General features: G+C 41.3%; 26 protein-coding genes and 2 pseudogenes. 13 read left to right on the top strand and 15 right to left on the bottom strand.

All coding sequences use genetic code 11. The features are described 5' to 3' along the window. Window positions 1-15: 15 nt before the first annotated feature. Entirely contained in the window at window positions 16-2,661 is a 2,646-nt protein-coding gene (ppc, locus tag PSH50_RS16610) for a phosphoenolpyruvate carboxylase (RefSeq protein WP_273586284.1), read from the bottom strand. Between the two features lie 120 nt (window positions 2,662-2,781). Here ppc and PSH50_RS16605 point away from each other — a divergent pair, with 120 nt between their 5' ends. The 6 genes from PSH50_RS16605 (at window position 2,782) to PSH50_RS16580 (ending at window position 7,737) form a co-directional block, all read left to right on the top strand. Continuing rightward, the gene (locus PSH50_RS16605) at window positions 2,782-3,180 is read left to right on the top strand and encodes a thiol-disulfide oxidoreductase DCC family protein (protein ID WP_273586283.1); all 399 of its coding nucleotides are present in this window, start codon (window positions 2,782-2,784) and stop codon (window positions 3,178-3,180) included. Beyond that, window positions 3,177-3,899, top strand: a complete 723-nt coding sequence (locus tag PSH50_RS16600) for an SDR family NAD(P)-dependent oxidoreductase (RefSeq protein ID WP_273586282.1) — start codon at window positions 3,177-3,179, stop codon at window positions 3,897-3,899. Before PSH50_RS16605 ends, PSH50_RS16600 begins: the two co-directional genes overlap by 4 nt. 9 nt (window positions 3,900-3,908) lie before the next feature. Next, window positions 3,909-4,520 (top strand): flavin reductase family protein, encoded by a 612-nt coding sequence (locus tag PSH50_RS16595; RefSeq protein WP_004588763.1) that lies wholly within the window; start codon window positions 3,909-3,911, stop codon window positions 4,518-4,520. A gap of 158 nt (window positions 4,521-4,678) precedes the next feature. After that, window positions 4,679-5,899, top strand: a complete 1,221-nt coding sequence (locus PSH50_RS16590) for a Xaa-Pro peptidase family protein (RefSeq protein ID WP_273586281.1) — start codon at window positions 4,679-4,681, stop codon at window positions 5,897-5,899. Window positions 5,900-6,010: 111 nt separating this feature from the next. Continuing rightward, window positions 6,011-6,670, top strand: coding sequence for a DsbA family oxidoreductase (locus PSH50_RS16585; protein ID WP_273586280.1), 660 nt, complete (start codon window positions 6,011-6,013; stop codon window positions 6,668-6,670). Window positions 6,671-7,005: 335 nt separating this feature from the next. Beyond that, entirely contained in the window at window positions 7,006-7,737 is a 732-nt protein-coding gene (locus PSH50_RS16580) for a MauE/DoxX family redox-associated membrane protein (RefSeq protein ID WP_273586279.1), read from the top strand. A gap of 61 nt (window positions 7,738-7,798) precedes the next feature. On the opposite strand, the gene PSH50_RS16575 is transcribed toward PSH50_RS16580, so the two are convergent. From PSH50_RS16575 to PSH50_RS16550, 6 genes and pseudogenes are all read right to left on the bottom strand, one after another. Beyond that, on the bottom strand, window positions 7,799-8,077 hold the full coding sequence (locus tag PSH50_RS16575; RefSeq protein WP_004588770.1) for a peptidylprolyl isomerase: 279 nt from the start codon (window positions 8,075-8,077) through the stop codon (window positions 7,799-7,801). Between the two features lie 87 nt (window positions 8,078-8,164). After that, a pseudogene (locus PSH50_RS16570) lies at window positions 8,165-8,467 on the bottom strand (thiol-disulfide oxidoreductase DCC family protein); the annotation flags it as partial. A gap of 292 nt (window positions 8,468-8,759) precedes the next feature. Next, a pseudogene (locus PSH50_RS16565) lies at window positions 8,760-8,855 on the bottom strand (thiol-disulfide oxidoreductase); the annotation flags it as partial. Window positions 8,856-8,873: 18 nt separating this feature from the next. Beyond that, entirely contained in the window at window positions 8,874-9,401 is a 528-nt protein-coding gene (locus PSH50_RS16560; protein ID WP_029771697.1) for a response regulator transcription factor, read from the bottom strand. Then, window positions 9,398-10,639: an ATP-binding protein gene (locus PSH50_RS16555; protein ID WP_273586430.1), complete on the bottom strand. Its 1,242-nt coding sequence runs from the start codon at window positions 10,637-10,639 to the stop codon at window positions 9,398-9,400. Before PSH50_RS16555 ends, PSH50_RS16560 begins: the two co-directional genes overlap by 4 nt. Window positions 10,640-10,683: 44 nt before the next feature. Then, complete coding sequence (locus tag PSH50_RS16550) at window positions 10,684-11,088, bottom strand: DUF4440 domain-containing protein (protein ID WP_054981811.1); 405 nt, start codon at window positions 11,086-11,088, stop codon at window positions 10,684-10,686. A gap of 366 nt (window positions 11,089-11,454) precedes the next feature. On the opposite strand from PSH50_RS16550, the gene PSH50_RS16545 reads away from it, so the two are divergent. After that, entirely contained in the window at window positions 11,455-12,534 is a 1,080-nt protein-coding gene (locus PSH50_RS16545) for a ketoacyl-ACP synthase III (protein ID WP_138579147.1), read from the top strand. Between the two features lie 96 nt (window positions 12,535-12,630). Continuing rightward, a complete protein-coding gene (locus tag PSH50_RS16540; protein WP_273609844.1) occupies window positions 12,631-13,017 on the top strand; it encodes a VOC family protein in 387 nt (128 codons plus the stop codon). Window positions 13,018-13,034: 17 nt separating this feature from the next. Here PSH50_RS16540 and PSH50_RS16535 read toward each other — a convergent pair whose 3' ends face one another. Both PSH50_RS16535 and PSH50_RS16530 read right to left on the bottom strand, forming a co-directional pair. Then, window positions 13,035-14,396: a M17 family metallopeptidase gene (locus PSH50_RS16535; protein WP_054981809.1), complete on the bottom strand. Its 1,362-nt coding sequence runs from the start codon at window positions 14,394-14,396 to the stop codon at window positions 13,035-13,037. Between the two features lie 82 nt (window positions 14,397-14,478). Further along, on the bottom strand, window positions 14,479-14,901 hold the full coding sequence (locus PSH50_RS16530) for a hypothetical protein (RefSeq protein ID WP_024031949.1): 423 nt from the start codon (window positions 14,899-14,901) through the stop codon (window positions 14,479-14,481). Window positions 14,902-15,005: 104 nt separating this feature from the next. Here PSH50_RS16530 and PSH50_RS16525 point away from each other — a divergent pair, with 104 nt between their 5' ends. The 3 genes from PSH50_RS16525 to PSH50_RS16515 all read left to right on the top strand — a co-directional run bounded on the left by PSH50_RS16525 (window position 15,006) and on the right by PSH50_RS16515 (window position 19,592). Beyond that, window positions 15,006-15,173, top strand: coding sequence for an oxidoreductase-like domain-containing protein (locus PSH50_RS16525; protein WP_004588779.1), 168 nt, complete (start codon window positions 15,006-15,008; stop codon window positions 15,171-15,173). A 325-nt stretch (window positions 15,174-15,498) separates the two neighbouring features. Beyond that, on the top strand, window positions 15,499-18,078 hold the full coding sequence (locus PSH50_RS16520; protein WP_004588780.1) for a TonB-dependent siderophore receptor: 2,580 nt from the start codon (window positions 15,499-15,501) through the stop codon (window positions 18,076-18,078). 86 nt (window positions 18,079-18,164) lie between these two features. Further along, the gene (locus PSH50_RS16515) at window positions 18,165-19,592 is read left to right on the top strand and encodes a tetratricopeptide repeat-containing sulfotransferase family protein (protein WP_273586277.1); all 1,428 of its coding nucleotides are present in this window, start codon (window positions 18,165-18,167) and stop codon (window positions 19,590-19,592) included. 10 nt (window positions 19,593-19,602) lie between these two features. On the opposite strand, the gene PSH50_RS16510 is transcribed toward PSH50_RS16515, so the two are convergent. Continuing rightward, window positions 19,603-20,505, bottom strand: a complete 903-nt coding sequence (locus tag PSH50_RS16510; RefSeq protein ID WP_054981806.1) for an alpha/beta fold hydrolase — start codon at window positions 20,503-20,505, stop codon at window positions 19,603-19,605. 128 nt (window positions 20,506-20,633) lie between these two features. Here PSH50_RS16510 and rlmF point away from each other — a divergent pair, with 128 nt between their 5' ends. Both rlmF and ltaE read left to right on the top strand, forming a co-directional pair. Then, complete coding sequence (rlmF, locus tag PSH50_RS16505; protein WP_273586276.1) at window positions 20,634-21,566, top strand: 23S rRNA (adenine(1618)-N(6))-methyltransferase RlmF; 933 nt, start codon at window positions 20,634-20,636, stop codon at window positions 21,564-21,566. Window positions 21,567-21,615: 49 nt separating this feature from the next. Then, entirely contained in the window at window positions 21,616-22,620 is a 1,005-nt protein-coding gene (gene ltaE, locus PSH50_RS16500; protein ID WP_273586275.1) for a low-specificity L-threonine aldolase, read from the top strand. On the opposite strand, the gene PSH50_RS16495 is transcribed toward ltaE, so the two are convergent. The 5 genes from PSH50_RS16495 to PSH50_RS16475 form a co-directional block, all read right to left on the bottom strand. Continuing rightward, window positions 22,603-23,187 (bottom strand): thymidine kinase, encoded by a 585-nt coding sequence (locus PSH50_RS16495; RefSeq protein WP_004588785.1) that lies wholly within the window; start codon window positions 23,185-23,187, stop codon window positions 22,603-22,605. The genes ltaE and PSH50_RS16495 overlap by 18 nt on opposite strands. A gap of 101 nt (window positions 23,188-23,288) precedes the next feature. Continuing rightward, the gene (locus PSH50_RS16490; protein WP_235207504.1) at window positions 23,289-24,041 is read right to left on the bottom strand and encodes an amino acid ABC transporter substrate-binding protein; all 753 of its coding nucleotides are present in this window, start codon (window positions 24,039-24,041) and stop codon (window positions 23,289-23,291) included. Between the two features lie 109 nt (window positions 24,042-24,150). Then, entirely contained in the window at window positions 24,151-24,621 is a 471-nt protein-coding gene (locus PSH50_RS16485; RefSeq protein WP_273586274.1) for a methylated-DNA--[protein]-cysteine S-methyltransferase, read from the bottom strand. Next, window positions 24,618-25,973, bottom strand: a complete 1,356-nt coding sequence (locus PSH50_RS16480; protein WP_273586273.1) for a DNA-3-methyladenine glycosylase 2 family protein — start codon at window positions 25,971-25,973, stop codon at window positions 24,618-24,620. The genes PSH50_RS16485 and PSH50_RS16480 overlap by 4 nt, the downstream gene beginning before the upstream one ends. Window positions 25,974-26,101: 128 nt before the next feature. Next, window positions 26,102-26,587 (bottom strand): GNAT family N-acetyltransferase, encoded by a 486-nt coding sequence (locus PSH50_RS16475; RefSeq protein ID WP_054981801.1) that lies wholly within the window; start codon window positions 26,585-26,587, stop codon window positions 26,102-26,104. Window positions 26,588-26,589: the final 2 nt, after the last annotated feature.

Genomic DNA, 26,589 nt, shown 5'->3' with positions numbered 1-26,589 from the left:
TTTAGTTAAAGTAGACTAACCAGTATTACGCATACCTGCGGCAATACCAGTCATAGTGATCATTAATGCATTATCAATATCACCTTCACTTACTTTATCGCTTGAGCGCGAACGACGCAGCAGCTCAACTTGCAGTACATTAAGCGGATCGGTGTACGGATTACGCAGCGCAATCGACTCTTTTATCCATGGTTGATCTGCCAATAAGCTATTTTGTGGGCTAAGCGATTGCACTAAGCTAATTGCTTCTTCTAGTTCTTTACGTAACGAGGTACCCAGTGGTTTGTACATATCTTCCACCAGCGCGTTATCGTAATGCTCACTTAACCAGCTATCGGCTTTACTAAATACCATTTCTAGCATTTCAAGACGTGCTCTGAAAAATGGCCATTGCAGGCTCATTTCGTGCAGTGTTTCTATGCCGTATTTATCAAGTGCCGCTTTTAAGCCTGTTAATGCACCAAGCCATGCAGGTAACATTAAACGGTTTTGGCTCCATGCAAAAATCCATGGAATAGCACGTAAGCTCTCAACCCCACCATTTGGGTTACGTTTAGCAGGACGCGAGCCCAATGGTAATTTAGACAGCTCTAGCTCAGGCGTTGCCATTCTAAAGTAAGGAACAAAGTTTTCATCATGGCGAACCACATTACGGTAGTGATCGCACGACTGCTCGCTTATCAACTTCATCACTTCACGCCACTCTTGCTTAGGCTCTGGCGGTGGTAATAAGTTACTTTGCAGTACGGCACCCGCGTAAATATTTAAACTTTGCAGTGCTACATCGGGTAAACCAAACTTAAAGCGGATCATTTCGCCTTGCTCAGTTACTCGCAAGCCACCTTTTAATGAACCAGGCGGTTGTGAATGCAGTGCTTGTGCAGCAGGTGCCCCACCGCGCCCTACCGTACCACCACGACCATGGAATAAAACAAGTTCAATGCCGCGCTCATCGGCAAGCTGCACTAGTTTATCCATTGCTTCGTACTGTGCCCAGCCTGCGGCCATCATGCCGGCATCTTTAGCTGAATCAGAATAACCAATCATGACATTTTGGGTATTTTTAATATGCCCGCGGTACCATACGTTATCAAGCAACGTGGTAATTACATCGCTACCGGCGTTTAAATCGTCAAGCGTTTCAAACAAAGGCGCTACTGGTAAATTAAACTGACAGCCACTTTCTTTTAAAAGCAGTTGTACAGCTAAAATGTCAGAGGCGGTACGCGCCATTGAAATAATGTACAAGCCAAATGTTTTTTCATCTTGCTTAGCTATTACATCAAAGGTGTCGAGTACTTCTTGCACCTCTGGACTAGGTTGCCAGTTTTTAGGAATAAGCGGGCGGCGAGAATTAAGCTCGGTAAGCAAAAATGCTTGTTTGTCTTGCTCTTGCCATTGGTTGTAATCACCTAAGCCTAGGTGGCGTGTAAGCTCTGAAAACACATCGCTGTGGCGGTCTGAATCTTGGCGCACATCAAGTTTTGCCAAACGCAGGCCAAAGCTATTTATACGGTGCAGTAAATCAAGTAATAAACCATCGGCGACAACTTTCATGTTGCACTTTAATAAAGAGCGATAGCACACCTCTACTGGGTGCTTGATTTGATTTATATCAGTGATTAAGTCTTCTGAATCGCTGCGCTTATTCTTAATTTTTGCACCTAAATGTACCACTGTTTCAGAGACTTGGTTTTTAAGCTTTTTAAGTACAGCGCGATAAGGTTCAAAGTCTTGTCCTGCCAGCTCAATTAGCTCATCGCTTGCATCTGACATGCTCAGCTCTGCGCTTAGCGTGTCAATATCACGGCTGTATAAATCAAGCGCCATCCAACGACCATGATCAAGTACTTGCTGTGTTACCTGTGCGGTTACAAATGGGTTACCGTCACGGTCTCCGCCCATCCAAGAGGTAAACTCAATGGGGCTGTAATCAATCGGAAGCTCTAAACTTAAATGCTCTTTAACTTGATCTGAAAACTCACGTAAAAAGCGTGGCACAGCATGCCATAAGCTGTTTTCAATAACAGCGTATCCCCATTTAGCTTCATCAACTGGGCTTGGGCGAGAACGACGAATATCATCGGTGTGCCATGCTTGGCTGATAAGCTGAGCGATACGGTTTAAAATAGCTTCACGCTCTTGTGGTAAATTGTCTTTGCGCTCAAGCGAGGCTAGACAATCACTTAATTCTACGTGTTTATTAATGATGGTACGGCGCGTCACCTCGGTTGGGTGAGCGGTTAATACTAAGTTTATGTGGAGTTTTGAGAGTGTTTCGGCCAGATGATTACTATCTAATTGGCCTTCTTTTGCTTTTGCAGTTAACGTTTTTAATGTTTGAGTGAGAGGGTTTAGTTGGCAAAAACCAACATCATTAAAACGCGAAACAGTGTGGAACTGCTCTGCTACATTAGCTAAATTTAAAAAATGATTAAATGAACGGGCAACCGGTAAAAGCTCTTCATCACTAAGCGCATGTAGTACCTCAATTAGCGCTTGTCTGTCGTCTTCGTTACCACTGCGAGATGACTTTGATAAAGCACGAATTTCCTCTACTTTATCTAAAATCGCTTGGCCTTGGGCATCTTTAATAGTTTGTCCTAGTAGCTGCCCAAGTAAATTAACATTACCTCGCAAGGCGGCATATTGTTCACTCATTTCTCAGTCTCCTTTGTTTCATGGAATGCTATTAATATCATCATGAGCGCAGATTTAATAGATCCATTTGCAATGGTGAATCGTAATTAGCTATATGTAAATTATTAGAAAACGGCTTTTATGATCATTTTTTACGACGCCAGCTGCCCGCTTTGCAATACCGAAATGCAGCACCTTAAAGATGCTGATACTAAACATAAAATTGTTTTAGTAGACCTTAATAGCCACGATTTTAGCGCACGTTATCCAAGTGTTAATAAAAACAAGGCCATGGCTATATTGCATGCACAGTTACCAACTGGCGAGATGATTTACGGCTTAGATGTTACCTATCAAGCGTGGAAAACAGTAGGCAAATACCGCTGGTTGAAAATTTTTCGCTTGCCAATAATTCGCTACTTCGCTGATGCCGCCTATATGTTTTTTGCAAAACACAGACAAAAAATAAGCCGTTTGCTCATGCCAAACGCCTCCTGTTTAAACGGCCAATGCACTGTTAATACAAAGGACAAACAATGAAAACAATTGTTTTATTTGGTGCCAGCAGCGCTATAGCACAAGCTTATATTGAGCTCCTACAAATAAATGCCCCCACAGTGCAAGTTATATGTGTTAGCTCAAAAAAGGCAGATACAAATAGTAATATTGTTTACCTAAAGAGCGATTACACAGCGCAAAGCTTAGCCAAGGTTACAACTTACTTAAAAGAGCAAAATGCCGATATTCAACAAGTTGTTGTGTTTAATGGCACATTACACAATAAAAACCACATGCCAGAAAAAAAGCTAGAAGAGCTAAACTCAGACTATTTTAATGAATTATTTAATTCCAACACACTCACTCCCTTACTGTGCTTACAAAGCATTTTACCGCTGTTAACACATAAAACGCAGTGCACTATAACGGCGCTCAGTGCGCGTGTGGGCAGTATTAACGATAATAAATTAGGCGGTTGGTATACATACCGCGCATCTAAAGCGGCCTTAAACATGCTATTTAAAACCGCAGCGGTAGAACTGGCGCGCCGAGCTAAAAATACTAAACTGGTGTTATTTCATCCGGGCACTACCGATACTGCGCTTTCAAAACCATTTCAAAAAAACGTACCTGCGGATAAGCTTTTTAGCGCTGAATTTGTAGCTAAACAGCTTTTTACACTTACGTTTAATAACCCTCATTTAGAACTTAACGGTGAGCCCGCCTATTTAGATTGGCAAGGCGAAGCCATACCCTGGTAAGGACCTTTAATGCATTTTACTAAAGAGCGCATAAACGCACTTGAAAAACACACTCGTACTCATTTAATTAATTCACTTTCGGGTTTTAAAAGCGCCAACTTAATTGGCACGCAAGACAAGCAAGGCAATACAAATGTAGCTATTGTTAGCTCGGTTATTCATTTAGGGGCTCACCCGCCATTGGTTGGCATGATAATGCGTCCTAATAGCGTGCCTCGCCATACGTTCGAAAACATCATAGAAACCGGCTGTTACACCATTAACCAAGTTAATAAGGCCATATATAAGCAAGCTCATCAAACATCAGCTCGCTACGATAAGGGCGAGTCAGAATTTGACGCGACAGGTTTAACGCCAGAATACCTAAATGAATTTACAGCACCTTTTGTGCAAGAGTCGCGATTAAAATACTCTGTAAAATACGTTGAGCACCAACACTTAGCCGTTAATGGCACTGAGCTGGTTATAGGTGAAATTACCGATGTGTATTTAGATGAAGCGGCGCTACAAAGTGATGGCTTTTTAGATTTACAAGCCATTGAAACAGTGGCTGTAACAGGGCTTGATAGCTACCACACTAGCAATAAATTATCGCGTTTACCTTACGCTAAAAAACCTTAGTATGCATGTTGTCGCATAATATTGAATTATGCTTTTACATTAAACACAATGCCTAACACCAATCTGCTTATTGGGCCTTTTTAACATTTTAGTGAAATTTAATTTGTTAAATTGCTCAAGTATTTATGCAGCTTGGTATTGAAACCAAGGAGACTTTTATGGCCACACTAGGCGTTGGTACACACACAAGCGAGCAAGCATTAGCGGGATTGAGCAACATGACCGCCAATGTAACCCCTATTCAAGCAGATGAATATTTACAGCGCATTGCAAAAGCACAAGCTTATATGCAAGCAAATAATATAGATGCAATTTATTTAAATGCAGGTACAAACCTTACTTATTTTACAGGCATGAAATGGTATGCAAGTGAGCGCATGGTTGGCGCCATTTTACCCGCTATAGGCGATGTACAATACATAGCCCCTTATTTTGAAATTGGCACCCTAAACGGCTTTAAAGTGATTGAAGGCCCCATTCATGGCTGGCAAGAACACGAAAGTCCATATGCGCTATTTGTAAGTGTACTCAAGCAGCTCAACATTAATGACAATGCCACAATAGGCATTGATGAAAGTGCACAGTTTTTTATATTTGATGGTATTAACAAAGCGCAAAAAGGCTTAAATATAGTTAATGCACAAAGCGTTACTGCTCATTGCCGCATGCATAAGTCGGTAAACGAATTAGCGCTCATGCAATGCGCAATGGACATGACTTTAGCTGTACATCAAGCAACTGCAAGCATGCTATATGAAGGTATTACCACCACAGAGGTAGAAGCCTTTATTAAAAAAGCGCATCAAAAGGTAGGTGCCCCCGGTAACTATTTTTGCATTGTATTGTTTGGTGTGGCGACTTCATTTCCACATGGCGTTAAAGATGCGCAAGTGCTTAAAAAAGGCGATATGGTATTAATAGATACCGGTTGCAAAGTGCATGATTACCTTTCAGATATAACCCGCACCTATGTATTTGGTGAGCCAACAGTGCGCCAGCGCATGTTTTGGGATCATGAAAAAGCAGCGCAACTCGCCGCCTTTAGTGCTGCAAAAATTGGCGCTACGTGTGAAGCAGTTGACGCAGGCGCTCGTCACTATTTAGCGGCTCACGGTTTAGGCCCACAGTACGAAACACCGGGCTGCCCGCATCGTACGGGCCATGGTATTGGCTTAGATATTCACGAATGGCCTTATTTAGTCGGTGGAGACAAAACCCCACTTGCACCTGGCATGTGTTTTAGTAACGAGCCAATGCTAGTTATACCTGATGAATTTGGCGTACGTTTGGAGGATCACTTTTATATGACCGACAACGGCCCACATTGGTTTACACAACCAAGTTATAGTATTGACGACCCGTTTGGGCTTAACGCTTAAACCCTTTAAAAAAGAGCAGCAATTAGCTGCTCTTTTTAGTTTGAGGATTGATAATGCATACTTCATCCCAATATCGTTTGTTATACAAAAGCAATCCGCAAAAGGATGAATATGAAAAACTTTAAAATTGATATCGTGTCAGACGTAATGTGCCCATGGTGCGTAATAGGTTACAAAAACCTAGAAACAGCGCTTGGCCAACTTAAAGACGAGATGAGTGCAGATATTACGTGGCATCCTTTTGAGTTAAACCCTGACATGCCGCTTGAAGGTCAAAACTTAAACGAGCATCTAATGCAAAAATACAACCTAAGCGAAGAGCAAGGCGATGAAAATCGTAAAAACATGTTCGAAGCAGGTCAGCGTGCCGGGTTTACCTTTAATTTTGATGGTGAGCGCATCATGATCAACAGCTTTGATTTACACCGCCTACTTACTTGGGCGCGTGAAGAAGATAAGCAAACCGAATTAAAGCTTGCCATGTTTGAAGCACACTTCACCGATTTAAAATACTTAAATCAAGAAGACGCACTGCTTGATGTAGTAGAAAGTGTTGGCCTTGATAAAGAACAGGCGCGTAGTATTTTACACTCAGATAAATACGTTCAAACAGTACGCCAAGAGCAAGACCGCTTTAAGCAACTCGGTATTACCTCAGTCCCTACATTTATTATCAACGATAAATACGCAATCAGTGGCGGACAACCGAGTGAGTCGTTTATTCAAGCACTAAAACAAATTAGTGAAGAAGAAGCCAAGCAAGACGCTTAGCAAGTAAGCTGCTGTTTAACATATATAAGGCTGCGCAATGCAGTCTTATATGATTATTAAGGGTGCAGTGTAACTTAACTGTCTACGTCAGCCGATATTTCTATAAGCTTTTAACAAAAACCCTCTGCTACTCAAGCCTTACCCTCTGCACTTTTATAAAAGTGCTGGCACTATACGTGCATTGTCTATTTTGTGTTCTTAATGAGTGTGCTGCGCGCTATTTTATATCAAATGCCACGTAAATATTACAAGGTGCCATTAACTTCTTTCATACCGCCATTCACTCACTATTACTTAAGGGCTAACGAGTAACTAAATACGCATAAGGAGCAAGCATGGCTAAGTCAGCAACATTATACAGAATGGTAACTAATGAGCATATTTGCCCATTTGGACTCAAATCAAAAGATTTACTTAAGCGAAAGGGCTATAAGGTAGATGATAAGCCGCTGACTTCGCGCGAAGAAACCGATGCATTTCAACAAAAGTACAATGTTGATACCACACCACAAACATTTATCGATAACGAACGCATTGGCGGGTATGACGACCTGCGCGCTTACTTTAATAAATCGGAGCCTGGTCAACAAGGTACTACTTATACTCCCGTAACGGCCATTTTTGCTGTTACCTTATTGCTTGCCTTTGCATTTAGCTACTCGACTGGCTTTGCACTTTTTTCTATGCATACAGTTATGCTGTTTGTCGCGTTAACAATGGGCGTACTGGCTATTCAAAAATTACGCGACTTATACAGCTTTAGTAATTCTTTTATAACCTATGATTTATTTGCGATGAAAGTAGTGAGATATGCTTATGTGTATCCATTTTTAGAAGCATTTGTAAGTATTGGCATGATTGCAGGGCTTTCAGCTTATATTGTTGCACCAATTTCTTTATTTATTGGGGGTGTTGGCGCCGTGTCGGTGATTAAGGCTGTTTACATAGACAAACGCGAGCTTAAATGTGCCTGTGTTGGCGGAGATAGTAATGTACCGCTGGGATTTGTCTCTCTGACCGAAAACCTGTTTATGATTGCTGCGGGTATCTGGATGTTTGTTAAATAAAAAAACTGAATACTAAAAAGGCTGCAGTGTGCAGCCTTTTTACTATTTTTCAGCGAGCTTATTAAGTACGATAAAGCACTTTAATTACATGCCAGCCAAATTTAGTTTTAACTAAATGTGGCTCTAAAATTGCGCCATTAAAGGCTATTTTGTCAAACTGCGGAACCATTTGCCCGCGTCTAAATTCGCCAAGGTCACCGCCTTTTTTACCTGATGGGCACGACGAGTATTTTTTAGCTAAGGTTTGAAATTTGGCACCTTTACCTAATTGCTTAATAATGTCTTCTGCTATTTCTTTGTGTTTAACCAATATGTGGAGTGCGTGCGCTGTACTTGCCATTTCAAAGCCCTGATAATTTAAAACGCGGCGATTTTAGCACAGCCACCTAAACCTAGCATCTACTTATAGCTAAGTTAACTTAGCCAATTATAAATAATGTTTTGCGTCCTCTGGGTTGGGTATTCTGCAATACTGATATTTGCCAAATAAGGTATACCGGTTTAAAGCAATTTTATCGTATAGCCAATTATTAAAGGTGTTGGGTAAAACACTAAATACAGTGGCTAGTTTGTAGGGGTAACCTAGCTGCTTAACCACTTCAAAAAAAGCATGGCTTTGCGTGTACGCTTTGCCGTTTTGTAGGTAAACCAGTGAAGCGTATTGTGTGGTTGAAAAACCAAAGTGAGTTAATAACAGTGCACCTTTTGGGGATTGCACGCTGCACAGTTTTAAAAATGGCAGTGGCATCATTACTAGGGCCTGTTGACCTTTCAGGATTAAAATTTGTTCAATCTAGGGGCCATTTAATCGCGGCGCGAGGTTTGTAACCTAGTGGGCTAAGTAAAAACCGAGCAACAAAGAGTAAATGACCCCTAGGCAGAACCCCTTCGGGCAGCGCCTGTTTGGCATTTATGCTACGTTATCGCCTATTTATGGGGAACAACCACACTACATAGGCTCTGTCTTGCCTAATTACCAAACAGGCTGCTGCAAATTTAACCTCGAAAGATAAACAGGCCCTAATTATAAAATTACACCACGCACTACATAATTTGCACTGTGCATCGAATAATATAATTTTTTGATTACGCATTAATGTAGCCGCATCATCACTCATTTTATACCCCTTAAGCAGTTACTGCTGAACCGGCTTTTTTTGTAACTTACGCTGCAATGTGCGCCTATGCATATTGAGTTGCCGCGCAGTGGCCGACACATTACCGTTATTACTATGTAGCACTTGCTGAATATGCTCCCACTCTAAACGCTCTGGTGACATAACGGGTGTGGCAACATCACTAACATTTTGTGTATTTAAATCTGCGTTTAGGGCCTTTAATAGCGTGGCCATATCAACGGGTTTAGTAAGGTAGTCGTTAGCGCCTAAACGCATGGCCTCTACAGCGGTGGCTATGCTTGCAAACCCTGTTAATAATACAATATACGCCTGCGGTAATAAGCTGCGAAGTGGCTTAATTAAGGCAAGGCCGTTATCGTCACCTAGTTTCATATCAAGCAAAATAAAATCTGGTAAGTGTTTATGTGCACTGAGTAATGCATCACTTTGGTTATGCGCAACTTCACAACTAAAGCCTTGCTTTGTTAAACGCCGAGCAAGTGTACTGGCAAGGTTTATATCGTCTTCAATTATCAGTAATTTCATGTAAGTGGTTGCTCATTATTTGCTATGGCTAATTTTACTTTAGCCACTGCCCCGCCACCAGCATGATTATACAAAGTTAACGAGCCGTTTAGTCGCTCAAACGTTACATTAGAAAGTAAAACCGCAAGCCCCATACCTTGGCTGCTAGGCATAAGTTGCCCGCCAAGCTCTGTTAATTGTGATTGGCTAAAACCGCTACCAAAATCACGAATTAGCAAATATATACTTTCACTGTGTTGATTATCTTGCTGCCAGCTTAGCTCCAACTGGGTTTGGTTATTTTTTTGATTAGCAATGCATGCATTTTGTAGCAAATTAAGTATGGCGGGCAATAGCATTGCATCACTTTTTAAGGTGACTGCTATTGGCTCACTTAACCAATTAATGTGCTGATCAGGGTATTGCAGTAATAATGTATCGATGATCTGCGTTTGTAGCTGCTTTACTGTAATGTGCTCGGTGGTATTTTTATTGCGAAGCTGAGCAGAGAGCTTTCTAAAGTCATTTAATTGCCTAGCACATTGCTTAAGCGGCGTTTGCATTTGCACAACGACAGGGTTATTTGGCTGATCTTCTAAAAGCTCTTCAAATAGTAATTGTAAGTTAGCGATAGGACTGGCTAGTTGATGGGTTATTTGCGCAGCTGCGCCATCTAGGGTTACCAGTTGCTCGTTGCGCAATTGCTGCTCGCGAGCTTTAGCTATTGTGCGCTCTCGCTCCTTTAATGCTCTACTCATAGCGCCAATAACCAAAGCGATAACGCTTGCACTTAAAACAAAGTTAACCCACATGCCTATAAAATGCCCGCTCATATTCATTTGATGCATACTGTGATCGGGCATTCTAATTAATAAAAAGCTATAGGCGGCAATAGCAAGAACCGCTATATAAGCGAGTCCTTTTTCACGAAGGGTGACCGCTGCAATCATGATAGGTAGTAATAATAGCGATACAAACGCATTGGTTGCGCCGCCACTTAATGAGAGCAAAATAGTTAAAAACAGGACATCCGCAGTGAGCTGCATTAACATCCCTATAGGGCGCGCTTGGCTAACATTTCGATAGGCGAATACGCTTACTAATTGAAATATCGCCTCTATAGCTATTACCACTAATAAAGGGAGTAACGCTATTTGGTGTTCTAATAAAAAATACACGCTCAGTACAGCAATTAACTGCACAGCAATAGCAGCACTTCGCAGCATTAAAAGGCGGCTAATGGTCGGGTCGGTTTGCATAAACAAGGTGTGATGTACCTATAAAATTTAATACGTTAAAAAAGTTAATCTTCATCCATTGATATAGTAAACAGCGCGCACGGGGTCCCTTGATGAAACACCATTTTCCATTGTTCATTACTTTTACGCCAAAGCGACATACGTAAGGAGTAATTAAACTCACTTCGGGCTGAGCGCCTATAAGCCGCTTGGTAACTAATTTGCGCGACATCATCGCTAAGCATTCGCCCTTTAAAGTGCTGATTATAAAACTGCGGAACAACCTCGGTAGGTAAACGTGTGAGTACGTGCTGCTTATCAAATACGGTGCCATTAGCTGCAATTTCAATAAATTCATCATCAAGTAAGGCATTTAATGCATGGCTTGATTGACGAACATCGGGGTCGAGCAACTGTCGTTCGGCCTCAATCAACTGATTAAACAACGACACTTTTATTTTATTGCTCATGGGCTTCCTTATTATGTATGCAATTGCCACGTGTTTGTGTTTATACGTTAAACGGGCAGTAATTAATAATATCGGCTTACTTTAATTCACTCAAGCTAACGGCTTGAACGCAGTGCCATAAACGCAAGCCACTTACGTTTAAGTGAAGCTGCAAAATCATGCACTATTCAATTATATGCTGTTTAACACATCGCTACGTATAGTTTTAATACTTGCTTACTCTTTAAACAAGCTTTACGTTAAATTGCCCACAATTACTATTATTTACGAGACAAAACAGGTTAATAACTTCTCTTAAAGGGCAATTTTTGATATAACTCACCCATTAGCAATACACGTCAGACCACCTTTTTAAGAGAACACACTATGGCCTACGCACATATTACTGGTTGGGGTAAATGTATTCCACCAGCAAGCATTAGCAACGATGAAATTAGCGAAATAGTTGATACCAACGATGAGTGGATCACCACACGTACTGGTATTAAATCTCGTAGGGTTAGCCATGTTAGCACTGCAGAACTTGCAACCGTTGCCGCAAAGCACGCCATCGATTGTGCAGGGATTGACGCAAAAGATATCGATTTAGTTATTTTAGCGACTTGTACCCCTTCTACTGTGGTGGCCAATACCGCCTCTTTAATACAAAAAAACATTGGTGCGACCGGCGCTGCAGCTATGGATACCAATGCTGCGTGTTCTGGTTTTTTATATGCTCTCCAGGCAGCTACCGCTCAAATTCAGGCGGGTATGATTAAAAAGGCCGTGGTTATTGCTGCAGAGCGCATGACCTGGTATGTAAACTGGGCACGCCGTGACAGCGCTGTATTATTTGGTGATGGCGCAGGCGCAGTAGTACTAGAAGCCGCAGACACACCCGCAGGCCTGCTAGGTACTAAAACCGGTTGCGACAGCGAAGACAGAGACATTTTGCATATCACCAACTTTGGTAGTGATTTAAATAAATATGAGCCAATTGGCCCATCAGACTTACTATTTGAAGGCCGTGAAATATTCAAACGTGCCGTTAAAGGTATGAGCGAAGCGTGTGATGATGTATTAACGCAAGCCAACCTAAGCCTTGATGACATTAACGTATTAGTGCCACACCAAGCTAATTTACGTATTATTCAAGCAATTCAGCATCGTTTAAAAGTGCCGGATGAAAAAGTAATGGTAAACATTGCTGACTACGGTAATACCTCAGCCGCGACGATTGCTATTGCGTTATGCGAAGCCGTAGAGCAAGGCTTAATTAAGCCGCATTCAAATATTATGTCGGCAGCGTTTGGCGCAGGTTTAACGTGGGCAGCAAGCTATATAAAATGGGGCGAGCGTGTAACGCCGATTAAAGTAAGTGATGCAACTTTGCCACCGTGTGAGCTAACCGGCCTTGAGCTTGTAGCCCCCGCAGTTAAAGCCTGCAAAGACGCTGAGCCTAGCTAAACGTTTTTAAAGCACATAAAAATTAAACGCACTTTTTAGTGCGTTTTTGTTTTTAGGAGAACAAACTCATGGAGCTAACTACATGGAACTAACTACATGGAACTATTAGGCATTCATCATGCTGCTGTTATTTGCAGTGACTACGCCCGCTCTAAGCACTTTTATAGTAACGTACTTAAACTTAAAGTTATTAACGAGCATTTTAGGGCCGCGCGTAATTCGTATAAATTAGATTTAGCGATGCCTGATGGCAGCCAAATAGAGTTATTTTCGTTTGATGGAGCACCTGTAAGACCAAGCTACCCAGAAGCGCAAGGCTTGAGGCATTTAGCATTTAAAGTTAAAAACGTTGCCCAAGCTAAGCAGTATTTAGAGTCACAAAATATAATAGTGGAAGAGATAAGAGTGGATGAAATAACCGGCAAAAAATTCACCTTTTTTGCCGATCCAGATAACTTACCGCTTGAGTTATACGAGGTATAACCCTCGTATAACAAGGTTTATTTAAAGCGGCTTTGCAAGTAATTAAATACCGCACGAATACCTAACGCTTCGCCGCCAGTTGGGCGACCAGGTAATGCACGTAAATTCCACGCCATTACATCAAAATGTACCCAGGGTGTGGTTGGCTCTACAAACTCTTTTAAATAAAGCGCCGCGGTAATTGCACCACCAAATGGTGTGCTGGCACAGTTTGCCATATCGGCTACATCGCTCTTTAAAAAGCTTTTGTACTGATCAAATAAAGGCAATTGCCATACTGGGTCGCTTACATCCATACCGGCATCAATAATACCATTTGCTACATCGCGCTCTGTTGAGAAAAAGCCCGGCAGCTCAGTACCTAAAGCAACACGACAAGCACCGGTAAGGGTCGCAAAGTCAATAATTAGCTCAGGGTTATCGTTTTGTGCCTCGCTAAGCGCATCACACAATACTAAACGCCCTTCTGCGTCGGTATTGTCTATTTCTACCATAATGCCTTTACGCGTTTTAATTACATCACCTGGGCGAAATGCATTTCGCGATACCGCATTTTCAACCGCAGGCACTAAAACACGCAGTCTAATTGGTAAATTAGCCGCCATAATTAGCTGCGCTAAAGCAATAACATGCGCGGCCCCGCCCATGTCTTTTTTCATGTTACGCATGCCCGAGCTTGGTTTTAAATCAAGCCCGCCAGAGTCAAAACATACCCCTTTACCGACTAAGGTAATAAGTGGTGCGTTTTCATCGCCCCATTTTAAATCAAGTAAACGCGGTTTATTTTCGCTCGCGCGCCCGACCATGTGTATTGTTGGGTAATTTTGCTCAAGTAGCTCATCGCCAATCCACTGGGTAAATTCACCGTTGTAATTATTGGCTAAATCTTCCATTACTTGCGATAAATGCTGCGGCATCATATCTACCGCAGGTGTGTTTACTAAATCACGCGCTAAATAAATGGCATCGGCTTGTTGCTTAATACGCTGATACAGCGCTTCATCGGCAATGGCTAATTGTGCTTTGGCAGTTGGTTTTTCTTTATATTCACTAAATTCATAGCCGCCTAACACAAAACCAAGCGCGACTTGCTCTATAAAGGCATCATCGCCTTGAATTTGATACGTGCCCAGCGGTAATTTATTGGCAAGCTCGCCTGCGGCCCAAAAATCATTTTGGCTTTGTAATAAACAATAAACGTGGCTTAGCTCACCGGTTTGCGCGTCAGGCACAAGCGCTAAACCTTGCTTTTCAAAGCCGCTATTTGTTAACCATGTTTGGATAAAAGCCGGTTGTTGTGATTGCCAGTCAGTTAACTCGTTTTTAAGAATAAAAGATAAAGGAATACCAGAAGAAGTATGACGAAGTAATGCACTCATTGAAAAGCTCATATAATAAAAAATGGTAGCTCAAAGCATACCAATAAGACCGGCTAAAAGGTATAGCTAATTTTAGCCAGATTTATTCTTTATTAGGCGCTTTAGTGTGTTGTTTTAAATCCTCTTTAACTATTTCGGCGTCTAGCTCTTTAACTGGTTTATTAATGTTAAACGAGCTGGGCAATACATCTACACCTACCATTCTGCCTAGCTTTACAACCAATGGAATAGTAATAGGGGCAAACGGCAGTACGGCAAATACACCTAAGCCAAGCCCTTTTAAAATATCTACAAACTGCTCATTAGCACGCTTTAACTCTTCTTTGCTGGTTTGCCCTTGCGTGTAACGCCTATAAATGGTGAGCATTTCTATGGTTTCTTGCCTTTCTTGCGCAAGAGCAATTTTTAGCGCCACCATTGCACGACGAAAGCGAAGCTGTTGGCGCTTTTTACTAATTTTAACTACCCGCCAAGGCGCACGGTGAATAACTTTATATAATCGCATACCCTTTATTTTCACACATAAAGGGTTTTACACAAGAATAATTTACTTAATACGCCCTATACTTTACTCTTTTGCACCATAACAGTGCTCACAAGCTCATTTTTATGCAAAACAAACAAATAATAGTACTCCTCAAACCCCAAAAACCACAGCCTGATGAATGCTGCGGCGGAGGTAGCTGTAGCCCTTGCGTGTGGGACGAATACAGACAAAAATATCGTGACTGGCAAGCGCAAAACACACCACCTGCCTCACAAAAAGAAACAAGTTGATAACATCCACCCACCCACTTCGCGCATTAAATCTTCGAAAAAGCGATAAAACCGCACTTTATTAGTTCAAATTAGTTACATACTGCACCATTGTTGCAAATATATTTTATTTTGAACTTTTTGTTATTAAAGAGTTAATTATTAATTGCCCTGAAAGTTTTTTATGTATAGTCTGTACATAGGACTTCACATGAGGTGGGCTTTTAGCTTTAAGAAGTCGAGTAGGTTGACTCTTTATCCCCATGTGAATACGTCCAAAATTATAAATAAGTAATGTTAATTACTGCATTACGTACAAAATATATTCTAACTGGGGAAAATTAGAATGAAACTTAAAAGCAACGCGCTAAATCAAGCAATTAAATTTGCATTAGCAACAACAACCACCGCAGGTTTGTTTATTTCAGGTTCTGCTGTTGCAGCAGAAGAAAGTGAAACTAAAGTTAATAAAAACGTTGAAAAAATTGCCGTAGTGGGTACTCGCTCAGCGCCACGCTCTATTGGTGATTCACCGGTTCCTATTGATATTATTGGCGGTGAAGAGCTAGAAAAGTCTGGTAACACAGACATGCTAGAGCTACTTAAAGGCTCTGTTCCTTCTTTTAATGTTCACCAAAACCCAATCAGTGATGCTGCATCACTAGTACGCCCAGCTAACTTACGTGGCTTACCTTCAGACAGCACATTAATCCTTTTAAACGGTAAACGCCGTCACCGTGCTTCTGTTATTGCATTTTTAGGTGGTGGTATTAACGATGGTGCACAAGGCGCTGATATTTCAGTTATTCCTAGCATTGCACTTAAGCAAGTAGAAGTACTACGTGATGGCGCAGCAGCACAATACGGCTCAGATGCAATCGCAGGTGTAATGAACTTCCAACTTAAAGATGCCTCTGAAGGCGGTAAATTTGAAGTACGCCATGGTCAATACTACGAAGGCGACGGTGATACAACACAGATATCGGGTAACGTAGGCCTACCATTTACAGACAACGGTTTTGCTAACTTAAGTTTTCAATATAAAACAGCAGATGCAACAAGTCGCTCAGAGCAACGCCCTGATGCAGCCGCACTTTCTGCTGCAGGTGTACCAGAAGTGTCTTCGCTTGCGCAAGTTTGGGGTGCCCCAGAGGTTGATGACGACATTTCAATTTTTGGTAACTTTGGTTTAGAACTAACAAACGACTCAGAATTTTATATGTTTGGTAACTACTCTGAGCGTGACGTACGTGGTGGTTTTTACTACCGTAACCCGCATACTCGCCCAGGTGTATACTCAAATGACGGCGGTGAAACACTACTTGTTGCCGATTTAACAGAAGACATGAGCGGTAACTGTCCAACTATCGCAATTGATGACAACGTACTAGATAACCCAGACTACATTAGCGGTGTTGCTAATAACCCTGATTGTTTTGCATTTAACGAAACCATTCCTGGTGGTTTTACACCTAACTTTGGTGGCAACATCACAGATACCTCTTTAACTATTGGTACAAAGGGTATGTTTACGGGTGGTTTCCTTAAAGATGCATTTTACGATTTAAGTGGTACGGTGGGTTTAAACGAATCTCGCTACTTTATTTACGACACGGTTAATGCGTCGTTAGGTGCAGACAGCCCACGTGATTTTAGCCCAGGTAAATATGAGCAACTAGAGAAAAACTTTAACTTTGACCTTTCTAAAGGCTTTGATTTTGACCTAGCGTACGATGTAAATATTGCCGGTGGTTTAGAATGGCACGAAGAAACATTTACTGTAATTTCGGGTGATGAAGCATCATTCACTGCAGGTCCTTTAACAGAGCAAGGTTTTGGTATTGGCTCTAATGGTTTCCCTGGTTTCAAACCTTCTGATGCAGGCGAATATACACGCCGTAACTACGCAGCTTATGTAGATATTGAAGCACCATTTACAGAAGAATTCTTAATGGGCCTTGCGGTACGTTTTGAAGATTACGACAGCTTTGGTACAACAACAAACTACAAAGTAATGGCGCAGTACCACGTAACTGAAGATCTAAATATTCGTGGCTCAGTAAGCACAGGTTTCCGTGCCCCTACTGTTGGCCAAGCTAACGTAAGTAACGTACAAACCAACTTAAGTGATGGTGTATTACAAGATTCTGCATTATTACCACCAACAAACCCAATTGCAGTGCAATTAGGTGGTACAGAGCTTGAGCCAGAAGAATCGCAAAGCTACACACTAGGTGCGGTTTACACTATTGGGGATTTATTTGTAACACTTGATTACTACAACATTGAAGTTGATGACCGTATCAGCCAATCTGAAAAAATTGTACTTAGCCAAGATGATAAAGACACGTTAGAAGCAGCAGGCGTACCAAATGCGCAAAGCTATGCACAAGTAAGCTTTTTCACAAATGACTTTGATACAACAACGCAAGGTATTGACTTAGTAGCAAACTACACAGCTGACATGCTAGGCGGAAGCTCTACATTTAGCCTTGCTTACAACTGGAATGAAACTGAGGTAACTAAGTTCAGCGACATTACCGGTGAGTTTAAAGTTAAGCGTTTAGAAGAAGATTTACCTAACCACCGTGCAACGCTTACTTGGGCACAGCAGTGGGAATCTTTTTCAATGTTTACCCGTGCTAATTACTACGGCGAATACCAAGGTGTTCACGTAGATTACGATGCAACAGCAAAAACAGCTGATGCAGCCGTGACCATTGACGCTGAAATAACGTACTTCTTAAATGAGTCTATTAGCTTCTCGGTAGGTGCACAAAACATCTTCGACCAAGACGCTGAAAAACTTGATTTTGAAGACCGTACGGGTATCCCTAACAATAACTGGGGTGGCCAATACTACGAAACGTCTCCATACGGTATTAACGGTGGCTTCTACTACGCGAAAGCAACCTATACTTTCTAATATTTTTTCATGATAAACCAAGGCGAAATGTTAAGACATTTCGCCTTTTTTATTTTATATTAATTAAAAAACAATAATGCCTCATCATGCTAATTAAAAAAGCCAATCAATTATTACAAGAAAATAAACTTAAAGAAGCCGAGTTTCATTTTAAAGCAATTTTAAATAGTAACCCGCAAAGCGGCGAAGCATTATTTGGTTTAGGCAGGATAGCACTTAGGTTAGAGCGCTTTGATGCAGCGGTATACTTATTACAAAAAGCATGCGAACGTTTACCCCATATGCTTGAGCCACTGCACGCCCTTGCCGATGCATTTAACGGTGTTAATTCCCCTAATGATGCGCTTAAAGTACTCGAATATGCTAAAAGCCTCGCAAGCCATAACCCAGAGCCTCATTATTATTTAGCTCAGCATTATTTAAGCTACGGCGAATTAGACAAAGCACACACCACATTTGCGCATGCGCTAAGTATGGGGCTATACCCCGTAACTGCCTATATTTTATTTGAACTAGTACAATTAGGCCGTTTCAATAAAGAACATAATTATGTGAGCAACCTGCACCACTTTTTAACGCAAACGAATAACGTGCGTTTAAAAATGGTGTGTTACTACGCGTTAGGTAAAAGCTACGACAAACTAGAAGATACAGAGCAAGCATTTAACTACTATGTGCTTGCCAACAAACTTCAAAAAAAGCTTACTCACTTTAAAACCAGTGACTTAGTGCCTTTTTATGAAACAATCATAACGCATAATACACAACAGCTAATTGCATCTGCCGATCACACTTTTACCGGCACTATTACGCCCGTGTTTATTATTGGTATGCCCCGCAGCGGCTCAACCTTACTTGAGCAAATGATGGCCAGCCACTCACAGTTTGCCACATTAGGTGAAAACACCAGTATTGCTAACCAAGTGGTGGCATTTATAGAGCAGCAAACGCAAACCCCTTACCCGCAATGCTTAAGCGCACTTAGTAACGATTTAATCGCAAAAGCTCGCAATATTTATATTGAAGAATTAAAAAAAGCACAGCCTATACGCCCTTTCATTATTAATAAGCTACCGAGTAACTATCAGTCTATTGGCTTAATTTACTTGCTGTTCCCTAATGCTAAATTTATTAATTTAAGTAGAGATTTTAATGCCACTGCTTTTTCGGTGTTTAGTAACTATTTTGCCGAAAATGAGCCGTACTTTTGTGATTTAAAAGAATTTAAACTTTACCATGCGTTGTATGCAAAATTAATGGATCATTGGCGCAGCCTGCCCTCATTACCGCTATACGATATTCATTATGAGCAAATAGTTGCCGAGCCCGAGTCGCAGCTAAGTGCTTTATTTTCGTTTTTAGGGTGTGAGTATGAACCGCAATGCTTAGCATTTTATAAGCGTAAGGCTGCTGTTAGCACATTAAGCAAACAAGCCATTAGGCAGCCAATTAATACACAGGCACTTGCGCATTGGGAGCGCTATAAAACACCGCTTTTAAAACAATTTGAATGAGCCTAATTGCCTAACTGTGTTCGTTAAACCAGCTTACAACATCTTTAAATTGTTCATCCCGTGCCTGAGGGTGAGTAAGCATATTAATATGATCGTAATCCACACTATGACCATGGCGCTTGCCATAAATTTTAAGGGTTTGTTTTCCAGGTCCGGACTCTGCCATAAACTTTTTAATATCAATAGGCTGCGCAAGAGCCTTATCGTTTACAGCGCCAATATGTAGTGTAGGCGGCACCTGCACTTTAGCTAAGGCTTTTGCATAGTCAAAACCATCATCGCTATCTATCCATGGCCTTTTTTTAGCCCACTGCATGCTTTGATAATGCGACTTTTGCGATTCGTTATCGCTGCCCCACTTATAGCCTTTAGCGTTTAAGTATCCCTGTTTTTTAGCCAATATGGGCGCCATAAAGTACCAAATTACATTTGCTTGTAGTAACTTTTTAGGGTGATTGTTAAACAAAGAGCGTTTAGAGCCAAAATAAGCACACGCTTTAACCTCTTTTAAATACTCAGGAAAACGTGCAAAAACGCTATTCATTAAAACGCCTCCCCAAGAGTGAGCAACCCAATAGTCTGGCTTTTTACCCTCAAATTGTTCAATGTAATTAATAAAGGCGGGGATATCTTCTACTATTGCCTCTGTTTGACCATATTTAGCCTGTGGCGAAATAAGCGGCTTGCTCTCTCCACGCCCGCGCAGGTCTGCTACATAACAGCAGTAGCCTTGCTCAGCCAAATAAGGGGCTAACCCTTTATTGCTATGAGTATAAAAAATTTTGCCATTTTCTACTGCGCCGTGCATAAAAAAAACCACGGGGCCCGCTTGCTTGTCGTTTGCTATACGGCGTAAATGTAGCGTTTGCTGATTGCCTAGTTGAACAAAATGTGAGTGCTGTGTAATTGCCACAAATTTTCCTTTATTATTTTTAGCCACTCATCCTACCAGTACCACTGTTAATTCTAAAGTAAATGGTTGCACTTTTTAGTGGGGCATTTGATACAATTGCGCCATTATTTAATTGCTAAATTAATGCTATGAAATCAAAACAAGTCTCTAACAAGCTCCACCCACGCAACCAACATTTACATGGCTACGATTTAGACATGCTATGTGATAAGCACGATGCGTTAACCCCTTTCATCATCGTCACCCCTGCGGGGAGTAAAAGCATTGATTTTACCAATAACACAGCAGTAAAAACGCTTAATCAAGCGCTTTTAAAAGCGCATTATAAAATAGATTTTTGGGATATTCCTGAGCATAATCTTTGCCCTCCTATTCCTGGTCGCGTTGATTACATTCATTACTTGGCCGACTTATTAAGCGACGACAACCAACAAAATATTCCAACTGGCAGGCAAATTAAGGTGCTCGATATTGGCACAGGGGCCAATTTGGTCTACCCGTTAACGGGTAATCATGAATACAACTGGCACTTTACTGGTAGCGACATCGATGCAAATTCTATAAAAATAGCGAAACAAATCGCCCAATTTAATGGTTTAAAAATAACCCTAAAACACCAAAAAAACGCATCATCTATTTTTGAAAACATTATAAATAAAAAAGATTTATTTCATTTAACCCTGTGTAACCCCCCGTTTCACGCAAGCGCAGAAGAGGCCAATAAAGGGTCGCAGCGCAAATGGAAAAACTTAGGAAAATCGCCTAAAAACACCCTTAATTTTGGCGGGCAAAATAATGAGCTATGGTGCGAGGGCGGCGAAGCACAGTTTATTAGCAATATGATTGCTCAAAGTGAGCAATTTGCAGAGCAAGTAATATGGTTTACTTCCTTGGTTTCAAAAAAAGAAACACTTAAAGTGTTAGAAAATAAATTAAGCACCCTCCCTATTGCCGAATATAAAATTATAGACATGGCACAAGGGCAAAAAGTAAGTCGCTTTATTGCCTGGAGTTATTTTGATAAAGCCACCCGTGAACAAATTTTTGAAGAGCTTGTTTAAACCCATAAAAACAATAAAGCCTGTAGTACTTAATAAAGGAATAAAAACCATGATAGATTTTCGCTCAGACACGGTTACTAAACCTTCAAAAGCCATGCGCGATGTAATGTATAGCGCGCCAGTAGGCGATGATGTGTACAGGGATGATCCTAGCGTAAACCAATTAGAAGCCTATGCATGTGAGCGTTTTAGCTTTGAAGCCGCACTTTATTGTAGCTCTGGCACGCAAGCTAACTTACTTGCGCTTATGGCTCATTGCGAACGCGGAGATGAATATATTTGCGGGCAAAATGCCCATAACTATAAATTTGAAGGCGGTGGCGCTGCAGTATTAGGCTCTATTCAACCACAACCGATTGAGAATGAACCCGATGGTAGCCTCTGCTTTGATAAAATTGCCGCAGCAATAAAACCAGACGATAGCCATTTTGCCAACACCCGCTTACTTAGCCTTGAAAACACCATAGGCGGAAAAGTACTCCCCCTTAGCTACTTAGCCAAAGCACGTCATTTTGTAAATGAGCACTCGTTAGCTCTGCACTTAGATGGCGCACGTGCGTTTAATGCAGCGGTTGAATTAAACGTTGATATTACAGATATAACCCAGCACTTTGACTCTGTTTCAATTTGCTTATCAAAAGGGCTAGGTGCTCCCGTTGGCTCGCTATTACTAGGCACAAAGGCGCTTATCACAAAAGCACGGCGCTGGAGAAAAGTACTCGGTGGTGGCATGCGCCAAGCCGGAATGCTGGCAGCCGCGGGGCAATACGCACTTGAAAATAACGTCTCTCGCTTAAAAGACGATCACGCTAATGCGCGTTATTTAGCAAGTAAGCTTAACGAACTCAATGGGTTTAGCGTTGATATGAGTAACACCACCAACATGGTGTATGCGCGCTATTCAAGTGAGTTAAATATAGCGCATATTAGCGAGCAATTAGCACAACAAGGCATATTAATTAGCCCAAGCAAACAGCTTAGGCTAGTCACTCATCTTGATATAAACAAAGATGATATAGATACTTTTATACGAGCCTTAGCGGCCCATATTTAGCTCAGCCTTATAGTGCTTGCGGCACACCGACACATAACGGTCGTTGCCGCCAATTTCTACTTGGTTACCATCGGCAATGGCATTGCCGTTTTCATCTGTACGCAACACATGATTGGCTTTACGGCCGCAATGACACACTGTTTTAAGCTCAACCAGTTTATCGGCCCATGCTAGCAAGTACTGAGAGCCAATAAATAACTCACCTCTAAAGTCGCTTCGCAGGCCATAACACAATACCGGAATACCAAGTTCATCAACCACATCAGTCAGCTGCATAACTTGCTCTTTAGACAAAAACTGGCATTCGTCAACCAATACACAGTGGCGCTTTTTTTCGTTTTGCAGATTTTGGATCAGCTCAAAAACATTTTTTGACGCATCAAATATATGCGCATCAGCTTGCAGCCCGATACGAGACGATACTTTTCCTACACCAGAGCGGTTATCAATTGCAGCCGTTAAAATAACTGGCTCCATACCGCGCTCACGATAGTTAAACGCAGATTGTAATAAGGTGGTTGATTTACCCGCATTCATCGCAGAGTAGTAAAAGTATAATTGAGCCATTGCCGTGCCTTAAGATAAAAAGTGCGCTTATGCTACCTTAATATGCGATTAATACCAATTTCATATCGCTATTTTAGTTAATAAGCGCTTTGATTTTCTTACTACTCAACAGCTTGCAAGTATTTTATATAAATTTGTGCACTGTCAAAGCGCGCTAACCATTGCCATATCTCTTTACTAAGCTGGCTATTTTGCTGGTAAAACTGCTTTGAAAAAATTAAATAACCGTCGGTTGTTTCATAAGGTGGGTAAAGGGGTTTTACATCGCTCCCTTTATGTTGATAGCTCGACACTTTTAAGTCATCTACTTGGCATAAATCAACACTTGCCTGTACCACTCCTTTATCAAGTAATTCAAATGCTTTGTCTTTTGAAAAAGTATTATGGATGTAAAAAGGCTCTTCTTTTAGCGCGCTGTTTAAGCCATAGCCATTAGGAATGGCGATAGTAAACGCTTTATTTTGAAATACTTCGCGCGTTTGCCATTGTTTATGAAAACGAGCCCGCCCTATTAAACAGCTACTAAAACGACTCACTGCAAATTTTTCTAGCAACACCCCTTTTTCGTTTGTAGGATACACAGCAAAACGTTCACGCCCATCACGATAGCTGGCAATAACCGCATTAACACGGTTAAGTTCTAAATCGTTTAGGCATCTGCGCCATGGTTTTCTAACAAAAGAAATAGACACATTGGGTATGTCGGCATCCAGTTGCTTTAAAATTTCAATTGAGGCGCCAGGGTTATCTATAGGTACCTCTTGCCCAATGCCTAAAAACATAGGTGCAACGTCTTTATCTTCATAGCAAAATATAAGTGTTTGAGGGTTAGCAAACACTGCTGAAGAAAACATCAAACCAATTATAAATAAATAATTTAAGCTGCTGATACTCATAATAATTTTTATTAGTAAATAATGTAAATTGTAGCTTGTGATAACAAAGCTGCCAGTACTGTAACTGTTAAATTATCCCTTCATGCTTTAGTAGCCAACTTTTTCTCTCAAGGCCACCGGCGTACCCAGTAAGCTTAGAGTTTGCACCAATAATTCGATGGCATGGCACAATAATACTAATGGGGTTTTTGCCATTTGCAGCCCCTACCGCTCTTACCGCCTTAGGGTTATTTAATTGTTTAGCTATATCGCCGTAGGTCATGGTTTTGCCAAAAGGGACGCTGAGCAACGCTTGCCACACACCATTTTGAAAAGGCGTACCTTGCGTATCTAATGGCACATTAAAGGTTTTGCGCTGACCATTAAAGTATTCGTTTAATTGCTTTACGCAGATTAAAACCGCTTCATTTGTTACTTGCTCAACGGGTGTATGGGCATAGTGTGTTTTTGGGTAAAAACCAACATAGCTCACCCCGTTTTCAGTCGCTTGAATAATAACATCGTCAATCGGACTCGAAATTGCGGTCTGTATAATCATGAAAGTTGCTGCCATAGTTGAAACGTTAAGTACGAGCGAAATGGAGCGCTCAGCTCTGGGTTAAATTGCTTAGCATTGATCAGCGCCTTTTTTACCCCGAGATCGCCGGCTAATAGTATATCTGGGTTACTTTGCCCGCGCAGTTTAGCGTAGTTAACAGTCCATGGGCCTATCCCTTTTATATCGAGCCAATTATCCAAAACCCTGTTATCGGGGTTATCAGCGCAGTACTTAGATAAATTTTTTAATGCATTTTTGCGCGATTGCGGCATTTTAAAAAATTCAAAGTCGCATGTCGCTAAATCCTCAGGCTGTGGAAAATACACTTTATCTGCGTGTTTATCGCCTCGCTCTGCAACCAGCTTTGTTACTAAAGTGTGCGCTGCCCCCACGCTAACTTGTTGACCCAATACAGCGCGGATCCCCGCTTCAAAGCTTGACCATATCCCAGGTAAGCGTAGCCCTTCACTTAATGTAAATGCCCCATTAATACTGTTTTTTAAGTGGCTTTCAATAGGGTTTATATCGGCATCTACATCAAATACACGGCGTATATTGTTAATTACTTTTTGTAAGTGCTCGGTATTATTTATTACTATTTCAACTTTAAAATGGTTATTTTGCGCCTTAAAGTGCGCATTAAAATAACCTACCGCCCCTTTTAGCTTAAATGTTCGCCCGTAACTGGTTGGGGTTATCCACTCCATAGGCTCTATTAACCGCTTTGACAAAAAGCTGTGCAAAGCCTGCCAATTGTAAGGAGGTCTAAAAGGGAGAGTTAATACAATCACAGGGGTTGCCTCTTTTTTTGATTTTCTGAGCTTTGATGGGGCCATATTTAATTGTTGTAAAAAAGCATCGTTAAAACGTCGCACACTTTTAAACCCAGCGGCAAATGCAATATCGGTTATAGGTAATGTGGTCTCTTGAATGAGCTTTTTAGCAAACTGACATTGGTTAAATAACCGATACTGAGTAACAGACACACCAAAGTGCTGATTAAATATGCGTCGCAAATAACGACTGGTAATCCCCAAACGAGTAGCTAGCATTTCGCAATTACAGCTATCACCTAAATCAATTAACTGCTTAGCTCTGAGCGCTGTTGTTTTTACCCCCTGCCAAGCAGCGCTGCCCGGAGCGCTATCGGGCCTGCAGCGTATGCACGGTCTAAAGCCTGCTTGCGCTGCGTTATGCGCATATTGATAATACACCACATTTTTTTCTTGAGCGGTGGGCGCGGGGCAAATTGGCCGACAATAAATACCGGTGCTTTTTACCGCAACGTAAAATAAGCCATCAAATCGTGCATCGCGGCTTTGCCGTGCTTTTTGCCAATACTGATTATTCATGTAGGGTCTTAATCAATAAAACGTACCTCAGCATAACAATTTTTAAAGCAGATACTGGCCGTTTTCGGCACTCATCTGCTTTTAAAAAAGTATTATACCAACCCACTTAATTAAGCGTTTTAGTATCACTATTGCTCTGCAAAATCGAGCAAGTCTTGGCCTGCTAGGCGGTAGATTATCCATTCGTTTTGGGCTTTTGCCCCAATGCTATTATAAAAATCTATAGCGGGTTGATTCCAATCCAGTACTACCCACTCAAAACGTCCACAGTCGTTTTTTATGGCTTTATTAGCAAGGTGTTTCATTATTAGTTTGCCCGCACCATTGCCACGGCTATCGGGGCTTACGTATAAATCTTCCAGATATAAGCCATTTTTACCCAGCCAGGTAGAGTAATTATAAAAATACACCGCAAAGCCAATAGGCTCATCATCTTCAAGGCAAATAACACTGTGTGCTGTTGCCCCCTCACTAAACAGCGTTTTTATAATTGCCTGCTCATCTGTTTTTACTGCATCAGGTTCTTTTTCGTAAATGGCCAGTTCGGTAATAAACTGTAAAATGGTTGGCGCATCGCTTTTTTTAGCATCGCGTATTTGTATTTGCTTACTCATGT

The organism is Pseudoalteromonas sp. Angola-7 (genome assembly GCF_028599255.1).
Lineage (GTDB): Bacteria > Pseudomonadota > Gammaproteobacteria > Enterobacterales > Alteromonadaceae > Pseudoalteromonas > Pseudoalteromonas atlantica.
Note: the sequence above shows the minus strand (reverse complement) of the source record. Positions and strands in the feature narration are given on the sequence as shown.